Raw genomic sequence first — 19,119 nt, 5'->3', positions numbered from 1 at the left:
TCATCCCGGATAACGGATTTTAAGAATAAAAAGCCGTAAAAAGAAGGCCGACACAGAGCCGACCTCTTTCACTCAGCACCCAAAAAGTTTACAGGGTTGATGTAAAGGTCCTGGCAATAACATCTCTCTGTTGCTCAGGAGTCAGAGAGTTGAAACGAACAGCATAGCCAGACACGCGAATCGTTAGCGAAGGGTACTTGTCTGGATTGACCACAGCATCCTCCAACATTTCACGATTCAGAACGTTCACATTCAGGTGCTGACCTCCCTCCCGATCAACTTCATGATGGAAATAACCGTCCATCAGACCGACCAGGTTACGACGACGACCGTCTTCATCTTTACCCAGTGCTTTTGGCACTATTGAAAAGGTGTAAGAAATACCGTCTTTAGCATAAGAGAATGGCAGTTTAGCGACGGAACTCAGAGACGCTATCGCACCAGTTGTGTCACGGCCATGCATTGGGTTGGCACCTGGGCCAAAGGGCTGGCCTGCACGACGACCGTCTGGTGTATTACCGGTCTTCTTGCCATACACAACATTGGAAGTAATGGTCAGGATTGACTGGGTTGGAATGGCATTACGATAAGTTTTGTGTGCAGCCACCTTCTTCATGAAGGTTTCTACCAACTCACAGGCAATCGTATCAACATGCTCTTCGTTGTTACCAAACTTGGGATAATCGCCTTCGATCTCGAAGTCTACCGCCAGACCGTCTTCATCACGAACAGGCCTGACCCTGGCATACTTGATCGCAGACAGAGAGTCGGCAGCAACAGACAAACCGGCAATACCTGTGGCCATCGTACGCACAACATCACGGTCATGAAGAGCCATTTGAGAGGCTTCATAGGAATACTTGTCATGCATATAGTGTATGGCATTCAGAGCCGTCACGTACTGGGTTGCCAGCCAATCCATCAGATGATCCATGCTGGCGTAAACAGCGTCATAATCCAGAACGTCGTCGGTAATTGGAGCTACCTTGGGACCAATCTGAACCTTCAGTTTTTCATCCACACCACCATTGATGGCGTACAGCAATGTTTTGGCCAGGTTGGCACGAGCACCAAAAAACTGCATCTGCTTGCCTACAACCATTGGCGATACACAGCAGGCAATGGCGTAATCATCACTGTCCATATCCGGACGCATCAGGTCATCATTCTCGTACTGAATGGAGCTGGTATCAATGGACACCCTGGCACAGAATTCCTTGAAGCCCTGAGGCAAGCCCTCGGACCAGAGCACCGTGATGTTAGGCTCGGGTGATGGGCCCATGGTGTAAAGAGTATGCAAGAAACGGAAGCTGTTTTTGGTAACCAGTGTGCGACCATCAAGGCCCATACCACCAATAGACTCTGTCGCCCAGATTGGATCGCCGGAGAAAAGCTCATCGTACTCTGGCGTACGCAGGAAACGAACCATACGAAGCTTCATTACAAAGTGGTCGATCAATTCCTGGGCATCAACTTCATTGATCCTGCCTGCCTCCAGGTCACGCTGGATATAAACGTCCAGGAAAGTCGCTGTGCGACCCAGAGACATGGCCGCACCATTCTGGGATTTCACCGCCGCAAGATAACCGAAGTAGGTCCACTGAACTGCCTGCTGAGCCGTTACTGCTGGTTGACTGATATCGCAATCATAACTGGCAGCCATCTCTTTTATCTGCATCAAGGCACGGATCTGCTCCATAATTTCTTCACGCAGTTGAATGGTTTGCTCAAGATTCTCTCCCGATTCCAGCACGGAATCCAGTTCTCCATGCTGTACTTTCTTGTCTGCAACCAGACGATCAATACCATACAGAGCTATGCGACGATAATCTCCTATAATTCGTCCACGACCATAGGCATCTGGCAGACCGGTGATAAGACCGGACTTGCGACAATTGCGAATAGAAGGCGTGTACACATCAAATACACCGGCATTGTGGGTTTTTCGGTATTCAGTGAAGATCTTTTTCACCATGGGGTCCAGAACCTTCCCGTACACTTCACAGGAAGTTTCCACCATGCGGATACCACCATTGGCAATCATACCCCTCTTCAGAGGCTTGTCAGTCTGCAGACCAACGATCTTCTCCAGACCTTTCTGAATATAACCGGCTTCGTGCGAGGTAATTGTTGAAGGCAGGTCATGATCGAAATCGATTGGGGCATGTGTACGGTTTTCTTCCTTGATCCCTTCCATGACATCACCCCAGAGACGCCTGGTAGCTTCAGTGGCGTCGGCGAGGAAATCATCACCCCCTTCATAAGGGGTATAGTTCTTCTGGATGAAATCCCGGACATTGACGTTTTCGGTCCATTCACCCCGGGCAAACCCTGCCCATCCTGCTGGTAGGTCTTTGGCTTGAGTGCTCATTGATAGCAGCTCCTCGTGTTTGAATATCCGTGAAGAACATCCTGTCACACTTACAGAGCGCATCTTCACAGAAAAAATATCAGTCTGGCCAAACAGAAAGGAAATGCATACCTGTGTCGAGCAATACCAGAAGCCACTCACGATCTCTCGGTATAATGACAACCATCTTACAAAGCAGTGCAGTATGACTGCCCTTCTGTTCGATAAAACTGTCGCTCATTGAGTTACAAAATATATTAACTAATTACTTTCTACTATCGTGTCCAATACCTATCAGGACAGCTATCGAACTTTAACCTCCAAGATAACCATTTACTCGACTTACGACTTACACGACCAACTATACGACTGCAAACAACTTGATGACTGACAAGGTAGCACAACCCTGCATAGAGTAAATCGACCAAAATATAACAACAGAATGCAAAGAAAAACAAAATCACCCACACAAGATTCTTTCAAAATTTATCCATATATAGGCTTTGGAACCATATAATCAAATCAACTTTAAAGCAGTTATTTTTTGGAAATAGCCGTTAATTTGAACCCATTTAATTAATTAGTTATTAACATTTTTTCAAAATGCAAAAATATTATTTAAATAAACAACCTTAAAAACCACCGACTGCTATTCTTCCCTCCTAACATCGACGCGCCATAGTAATGATTCCATATCAACATTGGCCACGAGCATGTCCATAAGTTACTAATGCATCGTTAACAAAACGACCCAACTCTCCGTTCCCGGTTCCTAGGTAATGACTTTTTTATTTAGGTATTGTTACCTATACATGGGTTTGTGGAGTTTTAATATCATCAAGTTATAAATAGACAAATTAATCTTTCCGGGACGAATCTCCTCTGGAGACAGTAATGAGCAAATATATTTACGCCACTGTTTATGAGCAATTTACCGGCTTAAAACCGCCCGAGCCAAAATCGCATAAACCTCGTAGAAGAAGGGGCTATGGTCATCCGTACAGAATGCGCTTAAATATGCAGGAATCGGAAGACAATATTCAGGAGTCAACGTCCGGCGACTGCAATCATATCCGCGATGATGAGCTTGATTTTCAGCAAGAGTCAGGCAGACAACCTTTGAATCAACCGTACCGACATCAAAACTATTCACTCACAACCACGCCTCAAAAACCTGTTGAATGTCAAAGTTTCGTTGAAGAGCAGAAGTCGGCTTGCTCTCCGAAAGTGACCTATAAAAAACGTCGTCACTATGAATCAGCTATTGGCAATTAAAGCTTGGATTCGGCTGGCTTAGTAAAGACTTCCAGCTACCCGGAGTTACATTGCAATCAAATTGCCTGTAATATTTTGCGGGCAATTTTTCTGTTGGCTGTTGTTTCGAATTATTGTTTAGTATCACTCTAAATCTGATAAATTTTCATAAATTCATCAAAAGGGTCTGGACTTCAGATAATGCTCATAATCGGGAATCTTTCTTTCGTGACTCTGACTCATCATTTTTGAAGAAAACATAAACTCAGCAGAGCCCTGATTACAGGCCACTGGAATATTCCAGACTGCTGCAATTCTCAGCAACGCTTTCACATCCGGATCATGGGGTTGCGACTCGAAAGGATCCCAGAAGAACACCAACAGATCCAGTTTACTTTCGGAGATCAATGCACCGATCTGCTGATCGCCTCCCAGCGGACCACTGATGAGCTTCCTGATGGGCAGAGACAGCGTCTTTTCCAGAAGACTGCCGGTTGTGCCCGTAGCAAATAACTGATGATTGATCAGCTCATCACGATGACGCAGGGCCCATTCTACCAGCTCTTCCTTCTTTTTATCGTGAGCTACCAGTGCAATGTTCTTTTTTGCTGGCACGACATGTGTTTTATATTCCATCGAGAATATTCCAACCCTGAAAGAAAGATGACTGAAGTATTTAACTGCTGACACTATTGCTGTCAAACAATATCCTTGCATGTGATCGAAAAAGTCAGGATTAGGGCAAAGAACAGACAGAAATGGAGGGAACAGAGTCTTATAAAAAGACATACGTTATTATTGATCGCCTTCAGAAGATAGCACTTGTAGGTGCAGAAATTTCTGTTAGATTGTCGCGTTTGCCCGAGAGCTATACCCTAATCATTCATGAGCACTATAACCCTGGCCCCCATGGAAGGTGTCGTCGACTATCTGCTACGGGAGCTGCTGACCGAGGCCGGTGGCATTGATCTGTGTGTAACAGAATTTATCCGTATCACCGACACCCGGCTGCCGACACAAACGTTTCACCGGATCTGTCCGGAACTCAGGCACGGCTGTCGTACACGAAGCGGAACACCTGTACACATTCAGTTTCTTGGCAACAATCCGGAAATGATGGCCCACAACGCGGCCAAGGCTGCCCGACTAGGCGCACTAGGGGTCGACATCAACTTCGGCTGTCCTGCCAAAACGGTAAATCGCCACAAGGGTGGCGCAGTTCTTCTGAAGGAACCTGAGCTTATTCATGAGATTGTCGCAAGAGTTCGTAAAGAGGTTCCTGATGAGGTGCCCGTCACTGCCAAAATGAGACTGGGCTATCTGGATGGTGACCTTGCCCTGGACAATGCCCTGGCCATAGAAAGTGCCGGTGCCAACTCTCTGGTGGTTCATGCCAGAACCAAACTTCAGGGTTATAAGCCTCCTGCTCACTGGCAGGAGCTGGTTCAACTACGAGAGGCCCTATCCATTCCCCTGGTAGCCAATGGCGATATTTTTAACGTTGAGGATGCCCAACGGTGTCGGGAAATATCCGGCTGTCAGGACATTATGATTGGCCGGGGTATCCTTCGCGATCCTGATCTGCCTGCTGCCATTGTCGCCAGCCAGCATAGCCAGGATCTTGAAGAACGCTGGACTCGCACTCTTTCACTGATCCAGAGGTTTACCGAAAAAGTGGTTTCTGCCCCTGATAATCCAGAGCAGGAGCACCCTTATTTCATCAACAATCCCAGACGCTATCTGGATGGCAGGCTTAAGCAGTGGTTAAGCATAATGAGTAAAAGCTCTGACAACGCCCGTGAACTGTTTGAAAAAGTGAAGCGGGAAACCTGCCTGCAAACCCTCTCCCATATTATCAGGGAAGCCAAATGAGCCGTAAATCTGATTCTGCAATCCTGCCTGTCACCCATGCAGACCTGGAATGGAAAGAAAACGGTCAGCCTGCATCCACTGCATTTGATGACATTTATTTTTCTACCGCTTCGGGCCTCAGGGAAACCCGGCACGTATTTATTGAGGGCAATGATCTGCCAAAGCGCTTCGCCGCTTTGCACCAGAACAAAAGTTTTACGCTTGGAGAAACCGGTTTTGGGACAGGCCTCAACTTTCTCTGTGCCTGGGCCTGTTTCGATGAAGAAGCGCCTCAGTCGGCAAGACTTCATTTTGTATCAACCGAAAAGTATCCCCTGTCCCGTAAAGATCTTCAGAAAGCACTCTCCCTGTGGCCAGAACTGGAAAAGTACACGACACCACTGATTGAATGCTACATGCCCGCCATAGAAGGGCATCAGCATTTCAGCTTTGCTGATGGAAGAGTCAAACTGACACTCTGCATCGGCGATGTGCTAAACACACTGCCTGAGCTGGAAGGTCGGGTTGATGCCTGGTTTCTTGATGGCTTCAGCCCCGCGAAAAACCCTCTGATGTGGCAGCCAGAACTGTTCACAGTTATGGCAGCTAAAAGCCATGCAGGCACCACCTACGCAACCTTTACGGCCGCCAGAGCCGTCAGAGACGGACTCAGTCAGGCGGGCTTCAGTGTCGAAAAAAGCGAGGGCTTCGGGCACAAACGGGATATGATCAAAGGCAGGCTGAAACAAACAGCCAAAGATCAGAAGACCAGGCCGATATGGTTTGTGAATCCCGACCAGCGTAATACTGATGGACCAGTTCAGAGTGCCATCGTCGTTGGCGGAGGACTCGCTGGCTGCAGCACAGCAAGAGCATTGGCTGAAAGAGGATGGCAGGTCACTCTGATCGAGCAACATCAGGCTCTGGCCATGGAGGCATCCGGCAATCCTCAGGGTATTCTTTACACCAAGCTCTCGGCCAGTAAAACGCCTCTCAGTCGATTTATCACCCAGGGCTACCTCTACTCCATTCATTTATTGAACACTTTTGCCAGTGTCCAACCGGAGCTCTGGCAACAATCCGGTGTCGTACAGCTGGCTATCAATGAGAAAGTTCGAAAACGTCAACAAGACCTGGCACAACTCTTTCCCACTGACTTTCTCAGGGCCCTCTCCAGCCAGGAGCTATCCGGGATCGCTGGCCTGCCGCTGGATCATGATGGCCTTTACTTCCCGAGTGCAGGATGGGTAAACCCTGCCCTTTTCTGCCAGACTCTGGCGAACCACGACAATATCAAACTATTTTCTGACAGGAGACTAGAGTCTCTTGAATATGGATCTGATGGCTGGAGTTTAACCCTTCAGGCTGACGGCACTTCCCGGATAATGAAGTCCCGTAATGTCATCATTGCCTGTGCCAGAGCGTCCAGCCAATTGCCCGCCCTGAACTTTATTCCACTAAAGAACATCAGAGGGCAAATCACCGAGATAAGCTGTACTGACGACAGTGCCCTGCTAAAAACAACCGTCTGCGGCGAAGGCTATGCAGCTCCTGCCGTCCATGGTCGTCATACCATTGGAGCCACTTTCGACTTTCACAGTGACTCGGCTGAGGTGTTACAAGAAGATCATGAGAAAAACCTGGCCATGCAAAAGAAATGTGCGCCCGCACTCTTCCGGGCATTGGGAGGAGAACAGGCCAACATTTCAGGAGGCAGAGCCAGCTTTCGTTGCACGACGCCTGATTATATGCCTGCTGTGGGTGGGATTGTTGACCAGGAAGACTTTCTGAATGAGTTTGCCATGCTGCGCAAAAACATGAAGCACCCATTCACTCATCCTCCTGAATACCTGAATGGTCTGTATATCAATGCCGGTCATGGCTCCAGAGGATTGATTACAGCACCTCTGTCGGGAGAATTATTGGCTGCACAGATGAATGGAGAGTGCTCACCTGTCGCTTCTGATCTTCTGGAACATTTGAACCCAACCCGGTTTCTGGTAAGGGCAATGAGTCGAAATCAGATTTAATACCAATCGTGCTTTCTAACTCCCTATTGCACTGAAGATTTGAGCCATTGTTTCAAACAAGTAATATCCGATAGCAAGCATCGGTATAGCGAATCATCAAAAGGACATCTACTCAGGGCGAAGCAACAAAAGCACATCTATCATTCGACCACAGGTGTTAACAACACCTTGAAGTAATCATTCATACAGTTGCGTCCGGACAGCTCTCCCCTCTGTGAGACTGTCCGGTTTTTTTTGCCCAGTAACTTTTGCCTTGTAACTATTCACTACCACAAAGGAAACGCAATTCACTTTATCCATGCAATGAGGGAGGCATGCAGATTCCAGTCCCCCCGATACCACAGTATCCCTGAGGGTTCTTGGCCAGATATTGCTGATGGTAAGGCTCGGCATAGTAAAAGGCCGGAGCATCAACAATTTCCGTAGTAATACTGCCTCTACCACTTTCATTCAACGCTGTCTGGTATTGGGCCATGGATTCACGAGCCTTCTCACCCTGCTCATCGGTAGTGGTATAAATCACAGAGCGGTACTGAGTGCCCCGATCATTGCCCTGCCGCATACCCTGGGTAGGATCATGAGACTCCCAAAACAGTTTCAGCAAAGCGTCCAGACTGATAACGCCCGGATCGAAAGCAATCATGACCACCTCCGCATGGCCTGTGCCACCAGTGCACACTTCTTCATAAGTCGGGTTAGGGGTATAACCTCCCGCATACCCTACTGCCGTTGACCAGACACCTTCCTGCTTCCAGAACAGCCTTTCAGCCCCCCAGAAACAGCCCATACCGACATAAATCACCTCCAGAGCACCGGGAAATGGGGGAACAATAGCATGACCATTTACAAAGTGCTCTGCAGGCACTTCAATCGCGCGATCACGCCCTTTCAAAGCGCTTTCCTCACTGGGCAGTTGATGTTTTTCAAACAGCATTCTAATCCCTCCAATTCCTGACAATCATAATGGCTTTATGGAGCCTCAGATCTGAAAATCAATACTGCCGTGGAGCAAAGTTCGCAGAACCAACCTTACTCGAGCACCCTCAGAGCCGGATCAAACCGTACATCGCAGCAGTTTGCCCGCCAGCATGAGCACCTGTCACTCTGCCCACTGCCCCGAAACTGAGCTGACTCATAGACGGGAACTTAAGGTGGAAACGACAGGAATATTATCTCATGGCCGGGGGCTTATTCGCACCTTCCCTTACTCATAGAGGGTGTCGCAAAACTCCAACAGCTCGTTCCCATACTCTGAGGTCGTCATTCCCGCGAAGGCGGGAATCCAGCGCCAACGGTGGGTCTCTGCCTTCTCGGGGATGACAAGGCCAGGGGAGCACCGGGCAGTCCGGTTCTGGTGGTGAGTCAGTGTGGATTCCCGCCTTCGCGGGAATGACGAGAATGACGGGAGTCAACTCGTTCCCACGCTGGAGAGAGTTTTGCGACACCCTCCATACAGAGGGAACTTATTCCAGCACTATTAGTCAAAGTACTTATGACCGGCATTGTCGCTTGTTTTTCACTGAATCAGAAACTTGAAATTTTCGCGGAAAACAAAATGAAAGCACTATTACGTCATACTGTTACCGGGAATAGCAATTTTTGAAGCTTAATCTTAACAACCTGAAAGAGGTAATACTCATGAATTTAACACCTGAAACTCCTGACTGTTTTAATCAGTCTCGAATGAATGAAATGATTTCTCTTCAGGGCGGACTTGTATCAGATGGAACTACTTCCAATGTAACTGCCCAAGAAGATGATAATCCCCTCTGCGGAATATGCCTGCAAAGTTTATTCGGCCAACATACTGTTACGATGCTGCATAAAAATAATCGTTATTACCACTGTTCCGAAAGACCTGGCAGGCATTTCTTCCATAATAAGTGTCTGCGTGATTACCGTTCATCTTCTCCTGTATTGGACATTAGATGTCCTTCCTGTCGCACACCTGCCCCTATTGACCAAGACATCTCTTTCTCGCCCGTTGCCCATGCCGTCGAGGTCGGCCGGGAAGAACAAGCACTCGAACTGATCGCCGATGGTGTCGACCCAAACGTTCTTCATTCAGAGGCGGGCATAGCAGCTATTCATATTGCCGCAAAAAACGGTAACCTGGAATTGATCCCTTCACTGCTAAACTCTGGGGCAAATATTAATCTGCAAGATGAAAAAGGGATGACGCCTCTACACCATGCTGTATGTAACAGCAATATTCAGACATTAAAGATAATTCTGGACCTCAAAGCAGATATGAATCTCCAGAACAAAGATGGTGATACAGCTCTTCACATGGCTGCCGAGGATCCTGAAAACCCTGATTTATTTGACATCTTAATCGATAATGGCGCCTCCTTCGATAAAACAGCTACAGATGGCAAAAATGTCATGCACGCAGCTGCACAATCAGGGCATGAGCGGGCACTGAAAAAACTGATAGCCAAACACGCAGATGTTAATGCGGTTGATCTGGATGGATGCACACCTCTTTTCTGTGCAACTTATGATTCTCGCTACTACAATAAGGAAGTTTTGAAGGAAAATGCGCCTGAACTTGCCAGGATACTCCTTTCGGCAGGAGCCAGAATTGACCTTTTTACTAATGCGGGGCATTCCGCTTTTGATGCAATTTCGGACGACCCTCTTTCTCTGGAGTTGCTCAAGGAATTGCTTCCGGCTGGCATGGCTGCCTTTGCCGATGTCAATCTGCCAGTTTGTTCTACTAGAGAAACGCTTCTTTTTTTCGCACTTTTGGCAAAAGATAAAGAAGCGGTTCAAAAACTTATTGCCAGAGGGGCCAAAGCTGATGCCAGCATTCCCGGCTTTGGCACTTTCAGGTTTAAAGCTCTGTTAGAACATCTGGGCGAACAAAAACAGGAATTTATTGAAATTCTTAATCAAGCAGGCAGCACTCAAAGCGAAGACGGCTAATAACAGAGTTTGAAACTATTCATTAGGTATTAGTCAGACTAACCAGGCGACCCTATCAGAAACTCAATAACGCCATGAATCAGAGCATGCAGACCCATCACTGAAGCATCATCAGAGCAGGATCAAGCCGGACATCGAACCAGTTTGCCCGCCAGTCAAGGTGAGCACCTGTCACTCTGCCCGTTGCACCAATAGCACCAATCACATCTCCCCTCTTTACCTTCTGCCCGTCAACCACCTTTAACTGGCTCAGGTGCAGGTAGCTGGTAGTGATGCCGTAACCATGGTCGATAACGATTGTGCCACCGGAAAAGTACAAATCGGACTCGGCCAGCCGGACAATACCATTGGCTGGCGCCATGACCGGAGCCCCCTCGGGACCGGCAATATCGAGTCCAAAATGCGGTCGCCTCGGCTCACCGTTAAACACTCTCTGACTGCCATAGACACCACTGACAGGCCCCTCTGCCGGACGTGTAAAGCCTGCAAAAAAATCTTTCTGGACGGAATCAAACTGTCTGGCTGATTTAACCTGCTGGTTTTCATCGGATATTCGACCCAACACTTTTTCCGCCGGGCTGACGTATTTGCGGGCAATACCATTAATTCGCTGAATTTTATAGTCTCGCTTTGACAACCTGAGTTTCAGTTGCTCTTTTTTACCACCCGGAGCGACCAGCCGTACTGTTTGCAGAAGCCGGGCATCCCGTCCAAACCCGATGATAAATTGGCCCCGTTCCGACACTCTGACGGACCTGTCTTTATAGATGACTTCAGTTCCCGGCTTCACCTGCCCTACATAAAAGCCCCCCTGAATCAGTTTGGACTTAAGGGAAACGACATCCTGGGCCATGGCCAGTGGCAACACCCAAAAGGAAAACAGTAACAGAATTAAACGCATATGGACTCCATGTCTTATAAGCATCACTATTTTATCGCCACCACTTTTCAAACGTTACAGCAAACTGGTAGATTGATATAAGGCTATCCGGCTCAGGAGATCTCATCCAGCCTGCATTACCCGACAAAGTAACTGCAAAACAGGATATGAGATTTTCGATATAAAAAGAATAACAGCAGGTACCCTTCCATGAACATGGATTACATTATTCTGGCTCTGTCGCTTTTTCTCCCCACCGTTTACGGTTTTGCTTTACTAATGTCCCTGGCTTTTGAACCTGAAACCTGATCGTCAGGGTGCTTATGTCCATTTAATTCGCTTGCCAGTTGCTGAACGAGTCGTTCAGCAAACTGTGTTACACGACTCCAGTCTGTAAACTCATGATCTCAAAACGAAAAAAATCAGCATGATGGTGGCCATATCGGATAGAACTGCCAAGCATCAAGGCATCGTACTGCTGCAAACGAATCCCGGTTGTCAGCCCTTCAAGATCAACCAAATCCACGCCGTGACCGGCATGACTCACTATGGAGCGCATCCTTTCGATGATTTTCTGTGTCTGACCTTCCCTGGATGCAAACAGAGTCAAAAAACAGCGGAAAACAAGCCCCTTTCAAATACGCTGCACCCACCAATGGACAGGAAATTTCAGAGAGGAATTCATACAGACCACTGGCAGAAAAGACATTCTCATCGTATGTTGTAATCAGCCTCGGAAAAAACAGATGACTTTCGGCCAATTTGGGAGTTATCCATTTTTTGTCATAACTCAAAAAAGAAAGAGTACTGATGAAGGACATAGCCCTCCTTAAAAATCATCCTGCTGCCCTTTTCGGAATGTTTCTATGGGGGCTGGCCGTGGCCCTGATCTTTGCCAAAGTCGCGCTGGAACCGGGTCAGCACACAGTGCTGGACAGCTACCTGCTGGGCGCTGACCGATGGATCGACCGGGTAAAGCTCTATTCGGGACCGGGAGGATTCATTTATACACCTACTTTTGCCCTACTGTTTGTTCCTGTCACCAAACTGCCTGTTTTTCTCGCTGACCTGCTCTGGCGTTTATTTATCATGGGTCTCTATGCCTGGGCCAGCCTGAGACTGCTGAGACACTTTCAGGAATACTCACAGGAGACACTCTTTAACCGATTTGGATTATTCAGCCTGATTGCCGTTCCCATTGCTTTTTCAGGTTTTCGAAATGGCCAGGTGAATGTGATCCTTATTGCGGCCATGATGCTGGTGATCAGCCAGATCATAGAGAAGCGCTGGAATTCGGCAGCCCTGGTTCTGGCCCTGATCATGAGTCTGAAACCCACCTTTATTGTCTTTTTCCTGCTGGTGACCACTTTGTTCAGACCTTTCTGGCTAAGAGTGCCACTGATGCTGCTGGCATTTCTTGCACTGCCTCTGATATTTGGCGGGCTCGATTACGGACTTGAACAGTACAACAACTTTCTTGAGATGGCCGAGTCTGCAGTTGACCGTGGAGTAACAACACCTAACTGGGCCAGTTTCTTTAACATTCCCATGCAGCTTTTCAACTACTCAGTACCCGAAGCCTTGCAGAACATAATAAAAATCATTCTGGCTGCCACCACCTGGGCCGTTTGTTTTTATGCCATTGTCCGTCATGGCACCAGAAATGGCCTGATCTATTTATTGAGTTTTGCAGCCTGCTATCACGTTATGTTCAACCCCAGAAGCGTCAATACCGATTATATTATTCTTGGTTCCGTTCTGGCCTTCTGGTTTACTGCTGCCGCCTTTCAATGGAGAGATAAAGCACTGACATGGATAATCGGCTTAATCGCCCTGGGTGTACTGTTAGCATTTGATATTTCAAGAACGCTGGTCACAGATACCACCAGCTGGTTCAACCCTTTAATGGCTGCCGTTTTCGTCGGCGTTCTGATCTGGCAATTGAGCAGAAAAAGGGTTTTTGCCCCATGAGTTCAAAAAAGGAAAAGGCCGCTAAACGGCCTTTTTCCTGAAGAAAATTTGATTTAACCTTTATAAAGTTTGGGATTAAGCACGTCCCTCAGCCAGTCACCCAACAGGTTAATCACCAGAACCAGAGTGACCAGGATCACACCGGGGATGACCGTAATCCACCAGCTGCCAGAGAAAATATACTCAAAGCCGCTGGAGATCAGTGAACCCAATGAAGGCTCCGACACTGGCATCCCCAGTCCCAGAAAAGAGAGGGCAGCTTCACTGATAATGGCGTTGGCAATCTGAACGGTTGAGATCACCAGAATAGGAGACAGGCAGTTTGGCAGAATATGACGGAACATAATGCGTCCGGAGCCAAAGCCCATGACCCTGGCAGCCTCGACATACTCCTTCTTTTTCTCAGCCAGAACCGACGCACGTATCGTACGTGCGTACTGTGGCCATTCGGCAATACCAATCACCAGAATCAACATCCACATCGCCAGCTTGCTGTATAACTCTGACCCAAAGGATGCCTGGAAAACAGCCAACACGACAATGGCCACCATCATGGTTGAGAAGGACAACTGAATATCCGCCATCCGCATCAGGAAGTTGTCAACCCGCCCCCCGACATAGCCGGCTGTCAAGCCAATCACAATGCCCAGCAGCGCCTGCAGTATCACTGCAAAGAAACCGATGGTAATGGAGATTCTGGCACCATACAGAATGGTACTCAGCATATCCCGGCCCTGAGAGTCTGTTCCCAGAAGGAATCGCTCATCGCCGTCTTCACTCCAGGACGGCGCCATCTCGGAGTCCATAATATCAATGGTCGAAAGATCATAGGGATTCGTCGGAGCGATAACCGGTGCCAGCAGGGCGGCGGCAACCATAACAGCCAATATAAAAGCAGCCACCATGGCCAGACGATCATTGACAAAACTGTACCAGACATTGGACTGACGAATCTTCTGCCAGATAGAAGGCACCTTTTCTGCCTCTGCTTCATTCATGGGCAACTCACTCATTGGCTGCCTCCTGCCAGTTTTACAGTTGGGTTAATAAGGCCATAGATCAGATCGACCAGGGTATTCACCACCACAAAGATGCCGCCAACAACGATCAGATAAGCAACAATCAAGGGTGTATCGACACGGTTTACCGCTTCCAGAAACATGAAGCCCATGCCGGGCCACTGGAAGACGGTCTCCGTCAGAATTGTATAGGCGACCATGGTTCCAATCTGGACCCCCCCTACCGTAATAACAGGCAACATGGTGTTCTTCAAAGCGTGCAGGAAGTAAACACGCGCTTTCTGCAGACCTTTCGCCTTAGCAAACTTCACATACTCACTGTGCAGGGTTTCCACCATCTCGGAACGAATCAAACGAATAAAGAGCGGCAGCATGATGCTGGCCAGAGAAATAGACGGCAGAATCAGATGTAGCCAGCCACTTTTGGTCAGGAAGCCAGTTTCCCAACTGCCGAAAACGTGGGTTAAATCACCCCGTCCATAGGAAGGCAGCCACCCCAGCTCTATGGAAAACAGATAAATACTAAATATAGCGGTCAGGAAAACAGGGACAGAAATACCCAGAATACTGACTCCGAGAATCAATCTGGACAAAAAACTGTTCGGGCGAATAGCACTGTAAACACCTGCGGGAATGGAGATCAAAATAATCAGCAGGGTAGCACTGAATACCAGCTCAAGCGTCGCTGGTAACTTATTCATAATGACTTCCAGGGCGGGCTCTTTAAAGAAGTAAGAGGTTCCCAGGTCTCCCTGAACGGCTTTGGACATAAAGCGCCCATATTGCACCAGGAATGGATCGTTCAGGCCCAGCTCATCACGCAGCACCTCTCTTTCAGCTTCTGATACGGACTGGCCCACCATCTCCCTGAGAGGATCACCCAGATTATCCTGGATGGAAAAACTGATCAGGCTGATGACAAACATCACCACCAGACCCTGCATCAGTCTCCTGAATAAAAATAACAACATAAAAAATCCTGCAGCGTTTTATAGTTGCGAAAATGCCGCTCTACTCAGATGACGACACAGACTGACCAGAGAAAATTATCGATCAGAAAAAATAAAAAAAGGGCCAGCATAAACCGGCCCTGTGGGGATTACTTCTCACTAACGACCAGGTCAGCCAGGTATGGGAAGTTCATGATGTTCACCACTTCTTCGGCTTTCACACCTTTACGGGCACCCCAGGCCAGGTTCTCCCAGTGCAGAGGAACGTAAGCCGCTTCCTGATAAAGCTCCTTCTCAACTTCCTGCAGCAGTTTGGCGCGCTTGTCCAGGTTTGTTTCAGTCCCTGCCGCTTTAACCAGCTTATCGATGGACTCGTTGCAGTAGTTACCACTGTTGTACTGACCCCAGCCTGTAGTGTCATCCTTGCAGGCAGTCGTATATTCAGTCATGTTGGCTGAATCTTCGGTATCAGAGTGCCAGCCGATCATCATGATGTCAGCGGCACGCTCATCAAATTCTGGCCAGTACTGCGCCTTGGGCATGGTTTTCAGGTCAACCTTGATGTTAATACGCTCCAACATGCTGGCCACGGTCTGGGCAATCTTGGCATCGTTGATGTAACGGTTATTTGGCGCCATCATGGTGACAGAGAAGCCATCTTCATAGCCTGCTTCTTTCATCAGTTGTTTGGCTTTCTTCAGGTCATAACGTGGTGCCAGCTCATCAACATAGCCAACGTAACCTTCAGGTCCCTGCTGACCGGCAGCCTCGCCAAAGCCCTTCATAATCTTTTTAACAATGCCTTCGTTGTTGACAGCATAAACGATGGCCTGACGAACTCGCTTATCCTTGAATGCTTCAACACGATCCTGGTTCAGCTGGAAAGAGATTAGACGGGAACCGGTCAGAGTGATCAATTCAGCATCGTCAGAACGCTTGATACGCTCATGATCATTAGGTGGTACCGGATAGATAAAGTCCACACCACCGGACAGCAGAGCAGCAACACGTGTCGCATTTTCCTTGATCGGCGTCAGTGTAATCTTGTCCACGTTACCCGGAGACTGTTTGTCCCAATAGCCATCAAAACGCTCATATTCAAGCTTCACGCCCTGCTGACGCTCACTGACGACGTAAGGTCCGGTACCGGAAATGTGACGGGAAGCGAAGCTATCACCGTGCTTGACAATCAGCCCCTTATCACGGCCTTTATCATCTTTACCGCTATAGAACTGGCTGTCCATCGGGAAGATGTAAGTGGCAGAGTTCAGAACCAGTGGATAAGGCTTCCTGGTGACCAGATCAAAGGTGTAGTCGTCGATCACTTTCAGCTCGGCGAAAGGAGCGAAAATGGCTTTGTAGTCCGCACTGTCGACCATACGATCGTAGGTCCACTTGACGTCCCTGGCTGTCAATGTGTTGCCAGAATGGAACTTAACCCCCTTTCTCAGGGTAAAGCGCATGGTCAGGTCATCAATACGCTCCCACTTCTCAGCCAGACGAGGCTCAAAGCTCAAGTCCTGATTCCAGCGAATCAGTGGATCAAAGGACATATGTGCCATCTGCAGGGTACCGCCCGACAGCTGCTCATAAGGGTCCAGAGATACAGGGTCAGCGTCGTAAGCAACCTTCAACGAAGCGGCCTGTACACTCACGGCCAATGTAGAAGCCAGAGCAACTCCAGCCAGTGACTTGATCATTTTTTTCATTATTTTACCCTCTGGGCAGGTCAACAAACGTTTTTATACTTTTGTAAGAAACAACTTTTTCTGGAACAAAAAATAAAACTGATTCTGCGCTCATGGCAAAGAACACGGGCTTTAACGCGCTGGCCAATCAGTCATCACACCAGTGCAACGGGTGCCTGTTGTAATTCCTTCAGACCCCGATGGGAGAGATGATCCATTTTCGGCATCAAATCAATCAGATTCCGGGTATATTCGTGCTCGGGCGATTTGAACAGCTTTTCGGTCTCATCCACTTCCACCAGCGTTCCATGCTTCATAACCCCAACCCGGTCGCACATCTGGCGGATCACCGTCAGATCGTGACTGATGAACAGCATGGTCAGGCCCAGCTCTTCCTGCAGATCTTTCAGCAAATTGAGAATCTGCGCCTGAACCGATACATCCAGCGCAGATGTAGGTTCATCACAAATCAGGAAGCGGGGACGGGTCGCCAATGCTCTGGCAATGGAAATACGCTGGCGCTGACCACCGGAAAACTCATGAGGAAACTTGATTCCGGCTCTACTGCCCAGGCCAACATGGTCCAGCAAGTCAGCAGTGATCTGTCGAATCTGCTGCTCAGACTGAGCCAGGCCATGAAAACGAATGGGCTCGGCAATAATATCGTTAACATTCATACGGGCATTCAGACTGGAATAGGGATTCTGGAATACCATCTGAATCTGTCGTCTTAAAGGCTTACGGGCCTTTTCGTTCAGCCGGGTAATATCATTACCTGCGAAAAAGACCTGCCCGGAGTCAGGTTGATAAAGACCCGCAATCACACGGGCAATGGTTGACTTGCCCGAGCCCGATTCACCCACCAGACCAAAGGTTTCACCGTCACGCACTTTGAATGAAACATTATTGGATGCTGTCACATAACGACGGTTCTTTTTCAAGAAAGCTGACTGGGTTTCAAATTTGAGCATGACATTTTCAACGCTCAGAAGATTCTCATCTTTTATAGAGCCAAAGGATTCACGCTGACCCAGCCAGTGATTTTTGACATCAATGCTGCGGCTTTCGACTTTCTCAATGTATTCAACCTGCGGAAAACGATGCAGTTTGACATCGGTTCTTGGCACAGCACTGATCAGACTCTGTGTATAGGGGTGTTCAGGATTTTTCAGAATCTTGCCAGGTTCACCAATCTCTACCAGTTCTCCCATATACATTACGGCAACGCGGTCTGTAACGTTTGCAATGACACCCATATCATGGGTTACCAATACACATCCGACTTCCCGCTCTTTACAGAGTTCACGAATCAAATCAAGAATCTGGTTTTGAATGGAAACATCCAGGGCAGTAGTGGGTTCATCAGCAATAATCAATTCGGGCTCGCCGGCCAAAGCAATTGCAATAACTACCCGTTGACGCATACCACCGGAAAATTGATGGGGATATTGTTTGATTCTGATTTCCGGCTCGGGAATACCCACGGCCTTCAGCAAATCGATTGCTTTAATGAAAGCTTCAGCCGGATTTAATCCGAGATTTTCGATAATGGTTTCGACTAACTGGGTTTCAATCGTCAGAAGCGGGTTTAATGAAGTCATTGGATCCTGAAAAATAAATCCAATTCTTTTGCCACGCACTTTACGAATGGCTTCACCAGAGAGACCTGAAATAATTTCACCATTCAACCTGATTTCACCACCCGCGACGCGACCGGGAGCACTGAGCAAATCAATAATGGCATTACCAACCGTGGACTTACCGGCTCCAGACTCCCCCACGAGGCCCAGAATCTCACCTTTGGCAACTGTAAAAGACATTCCCTTTACAGCCACTGCAACACCGTGACGTGAAGGAAATTCAATACGCAGGTCATTGACCTCCAATAAGGACATGCTCCCCCCCTCAAATTCAATGTGAAAACACAGTCGCTTCTTGATAACCGTTCCAATAAACGAAAAACTTTTAAAAGCTATTGTCCTGCTAATCGTTTATCAGCGGATTCTTTTATTGATGACTGTTTTTTCATCTAATTCTTATTCGTGCTTTGCCAATCCTTTCACTCTTGAATTAAACGGACTTACGGCCATAGAAACAAGAAAGATCCAATCAAAGCTTCGCGACCTGAAAGGTGCACATTCGCCTTTTGGCAAACACTCTATTTATACAGTCGCGCAACGACCAAGGCGGAAATTGTG

At 47.9% G+C, this 19,119-nt stretch carries 15 protein-coding genes; 5 read left to right on the top strand and 10 right to left on the bottom strand.

Annotated elements, in window-relative coordinates; all coding sequences use genetic code 11:
- Positions 1-88: 88 nt before the first annotated feature.
- On the bottom strand, positions 89-2,371 hold the full coding sequence (gene pflB, locus ACO6VG_RS15055; RefSeq protein ID WP_422474524.1) for a formate C-acetyltransferase: 2,283 nt from the start codon (positions 2,369-2,371) through the stop codon (positions 89-91).
- Positions 2,372-3,244: 873 nt separating this feature from the next.
- Between pflB and ACO6VG_RS15050 the strand changes: the two genes are divergently transcribed.
- Complete coding sequence (locus ACO6VG_RS15050; RefSeq protein ID WP_422133067.1) at positions 3,245-3,625, top strand: hypothetical protein; 381 nt, start codon at positions 3,245-3,247, stop codon at positions 3,623-3,625.
- A 156-nt stretch (positions 3,626-3,781) separates the two neighbouring features.
- Here ACO6VG_RS15050 and ACO6VG_RS15045 read toward each other — a convergent pair whose 3' ends face one another.
- Positions 3,782-4,240 carry a methylglyoxal synthase gene (locus tag ACO6VG_RS15045; RefSeq protein WP_422133066.1) on the bottom strand — a complete coding sequence of 153 codons (459 nt, stop codon included), beginning with the start codon at positions 4,238-4,240 and terminating at the stop codon, positions 3,782-3,784.
- 249 nt (positions 4,241-4,489) lie between these two features.
- Here ACO6VG_RS15045 and ACO6VG_RS15040 point away from each other — a divergent pair, with 249 nt between their 5' ends.
- Together ACO6VG_RS15040 and mnmC are read left to right on the top strand one after the other, a co-directional pair.
- Positions 4,490-5,476 (top strand): tRNA dihydrouridine synthase, encoded by a 987-nt coding sequence (locus ACO6VG_RS15040; protein WP_422133065.1) that lies wholly within the window; start codon positions 4,490-4,492, stop codon positions 5,474-5,476.
- Positions 5,473-7,485 carry a bifunctional tRNA (5-methylaminomethyl-2-thiouridine)(34)-methyltransferase MnmD/FAD-dependent 5-carboxymethylaminomethyl-2-thiouridine(34) oxidoreductase MnmC gene (gene mnmC / locus ACO6VG_RS15035; RefSeq protein ID WP_422474522.1) on the top strand — a complete coding sequence of 671 codons (2,013 nt, stop codon included), beginning with the start codon at positions 5,473-5,475 and terminating at the stop codon, positions 7,483-7,485. Before ACO6VG_RS15040 ends, mnmC begins: the two co-directional genes overlap by 4 nt.
- Positions 7,486-7,777: 292 nt before the next feature.
- On the opposite strand, the gene msrA is transcribed toward mnmC, so the two are convergent.
- Entirely contained in the window at positions 7,778-8,419 is a 642-nt protein-coding gene (msrA, locus tag ACO6VG_RS15030; protein WP_422137513.1) for a peptide-methionine (S)-S-oxide reductase MsrA, read from the bottom strand.
- Between the two features lie 274 nt (positions 8,420-8,693).
- Positions 8,694-8,897, bottom strand: coding sequence for a hypothetical protein (locus ACO6VG_RS15025; RefSeq protein ID WP_422474520.1), 204 nt, complete (start codon positions 8,895-8,897; stop codon positions 8,694-8,696).
- Between the two features lie 187 nt (positions 8,898-9,084).
- On the opposite strand from ACO6VG_RS15025, the gene ACO6VG_RS15020 reads away from it, so the two are divergent.
- Positions 9,085-10,413, top strand: a complete 1,329-nt coding sequence (locus ACO6VG_RS15020) for an ankyrin repeat domain-containing protein (RefSeq protein WP_422474518.1) — start codon at positions 9,085-9,087, stop codon at positions 10,411-10,413.
- Between the two features lie 97 nt (positions 10,414-10,510).
- Here the strand turns inward: ACO6VG_RS15020 and ACO6VG_RS15015 are convergent, their stop codons facing one another.
- Both ACO6VG_RS15015 and ACO6VG_RS15010 read right to left on the bottom strand, forming a co-directional pair.
- Complete coding sequence (locus ACO6VG_RS15015) at positions 10,511-11,314, bottom strand: M23 family metallopeptidase (RefSeq protein WP_422133060.1); 804 nt, start codon at positions 11,312-11,314, stop codon at positions 10,511-10,513.
- A 355-nt stretch (positions 11,315-11,669) separates the two neighbouring features.
- Complete coding sequence (locus tag ACO6VG_RS15010) at positions 11,670-11,903, bottom strand: flavodoxin domain-containing protein (protein WP_422133059.1); 234 nt, start codon at positions 11,901-11,903, stop codon at positions 11,670-11,672.
- Positions 11,904-12,103: 200 nt separating this feature from the next.
- Here ACO6VG_RS15010 and ACO6VG_RS15005 point away from each other — a divergent pair, with 200 nt between their 5' ends.
- Positions 12,104-13,264 (top strand): glycosyltransferase family 87 protein, encoded by a 1,161-nt coding sequence (locus ACO6VG_RS15005; protein ID WP_422474516.1) that lies wholly within the window; start codon positions 12,104-12,106, stop codon positions 13,262-13,264.
- 53 nt (positions 13,265-13,317) lie between these two features.
- Here the strand turns inward: ACO6VG_RS15005 and ACO6VG_RS15000 are convergent, their stop codons facing one another.
- The 4 genes from ACO6VG_RS15000 to ACO6VG_RS14985 all read right to left on the bottom strand — a co-directional run bounded on the left by ACO6VG_RS15000 (position 13,318) and on the right by ACO6VG_RS14985 (position 18,816).
- Positions 13,318-14,277: an ABC transporter permease gene (locus tag ACO6VG_RS15000; protein ID WP_422474514.1), complete on the bottom strand. Its 960-nt coding sequence runs from the start codon at positions 14,275-14,277 to the stop codon at positions 13,318-13,320.
- Positions 14,274-15,254: an ABC transporter permease gene (locus ACO6VG_RS14995; RefSeq protein ID WP_422133056.1), complete on the bottom strand. Its 981-nt coding sequence runs from the start codon at positions 15,252-15,254 to the stop codon at positions 14,274-14,276. Before ACO6VG_RS14995 ends, ACO6VG_RS15000 begins: the two co-directional genes overlap by 4 nt.
- A 128-nt stretch (positions 15,255-15,382) precedes the next feature.
- Entirely contained in the window at positions 15,383-16,942 is a 1,560-nt protein-coding gene (locus tag ACO6VG_RS14990) for an ABC transporter substrate-binding protein (protein WP_422474512.1), read from the bottom strand.
- 134 nt (positions 16,943-17,076) lie between these two features.
- Complete coding sequence (locus ACO6VG_RS14985) at positions 17,077-18,816, bottom strand: dipeptide ABC transporter ATP-binding protein (RefSeq protein ID WP_422474510.1); 1,740 nt, start codon at positions 18,814-18,816, stop codon at positions 17,077-17,079.
- Positions 18,817-19,119: the final 303 nt, after the last annotated feature.

The sequence above is a fragment of the Endozoicomonas sp. ALB032 genome (assembly GCF_049310125.1).
In the GTDB taxonomy this organism is placed as follows: Bacteria; Pseudomonadota; Gammaproteobacteria; order Pseudomonadales; family Endozoicomonadaceae; genus Endozoicomonas_A.
The sequence above is the reverse complement of the archived record's forward strand: the minus strand, read 5'-3'. Positions and strand labels throughout refer to the sequence as shown.

What these genes read in the sequence shown, in the direction of transcription:
- ACO6VG_RS14995 (WP_422133056.1), bottom strand. Translation starts at nt 15,254, where the DNA reads ATGTTGTTATTTTTATTCAGGAGACTGATGCAGGGTCTGGTGGTGATG.
- ACO6VG_RS14990 (WP_422474512.1), bottom strand. Translation starts at nt 16,942, where the DNA reads ATGAAAAAAATGATCAAGTCACTGGCTGGAGTTGCTCTGGCTTCTACA.
- mnmC (WP_422474522.1), top strand. Translation starts at nt 5,473, where the DNA reads ATGAGCCGTAAATCTGATTCTGCAATCCTGCCTGTCACCCATGCAGAC.
- ACO6VG_RS15045 (WP_422133066.1), bottom strand. Translation starts at nt 4,240, where the DNA reads ATGGAATATAAAACACATGTCGTGCCAGCAAAAAAGAACATTGCACTG.
- pflB (WP_422474524.1), bottom strand. Translation starts at nt 2,371, where the DNA reads ATGAGCACTCAAGCCAAAGACCTACCAGCAGGATGGGCAGGGTTTGCC.
- ACO6VG_RS15015 (WP_422133060.1), bottom strand. Translation starts at nt 11,314, where the DNA reads ATGCGTTTAATTCTGTTACTGTTTTCCTTTTGGGTGTTGCCACTGGCC.
- ACO6VG_RS15050 (WP_422133067.1), top strand. Translation starts at nt 3,245, where the DNA reads ATGAGCAAATATATTTACGCCACTGTTTATGAGCAATTTACCGGCTTA.
- msrA (WP_422137513.1), bottom strand. Translation starts at nt 8,419, where the DNA reads ATGCTGTTTGAAAAACATCAACTGCCCAGTGAGGAAAGCGCTTTGAAA.
- ACO6VG_RS15005 (WP_422474516.1), top strand. Translation starts at nt 12,104, where the DNA reads ATGAAGGACATAGCCCTCCTTAAAAATCATCCTGCTGCCCTTTTCGGA.
- ACO6VG_RS15040 (WP_422133065.1), top strand. Translation starts at nt 4,490, where the DNA reads ATGAGCACTATAACCCTGGCCCCCATGGAAGGTGTCGTCGACTATCTG.
- ACO6VG_RS15000 (WP_422474514.1), bottom strand. Translation starts at nt 14,277, where the DNA reads ATGAGTGAGTTGCCCATGAATGAAGCAGAGGCAGAAAAGGTGCCTTCT.
- ACO6VG_RS14985 (WP_422474510.1), bottom strand. Translation starts at nt 18,816, where the DNA reads ATGTCCTTATTGGAGGTCAATGACCTGCGTATTGAATTTCCTTCACGT.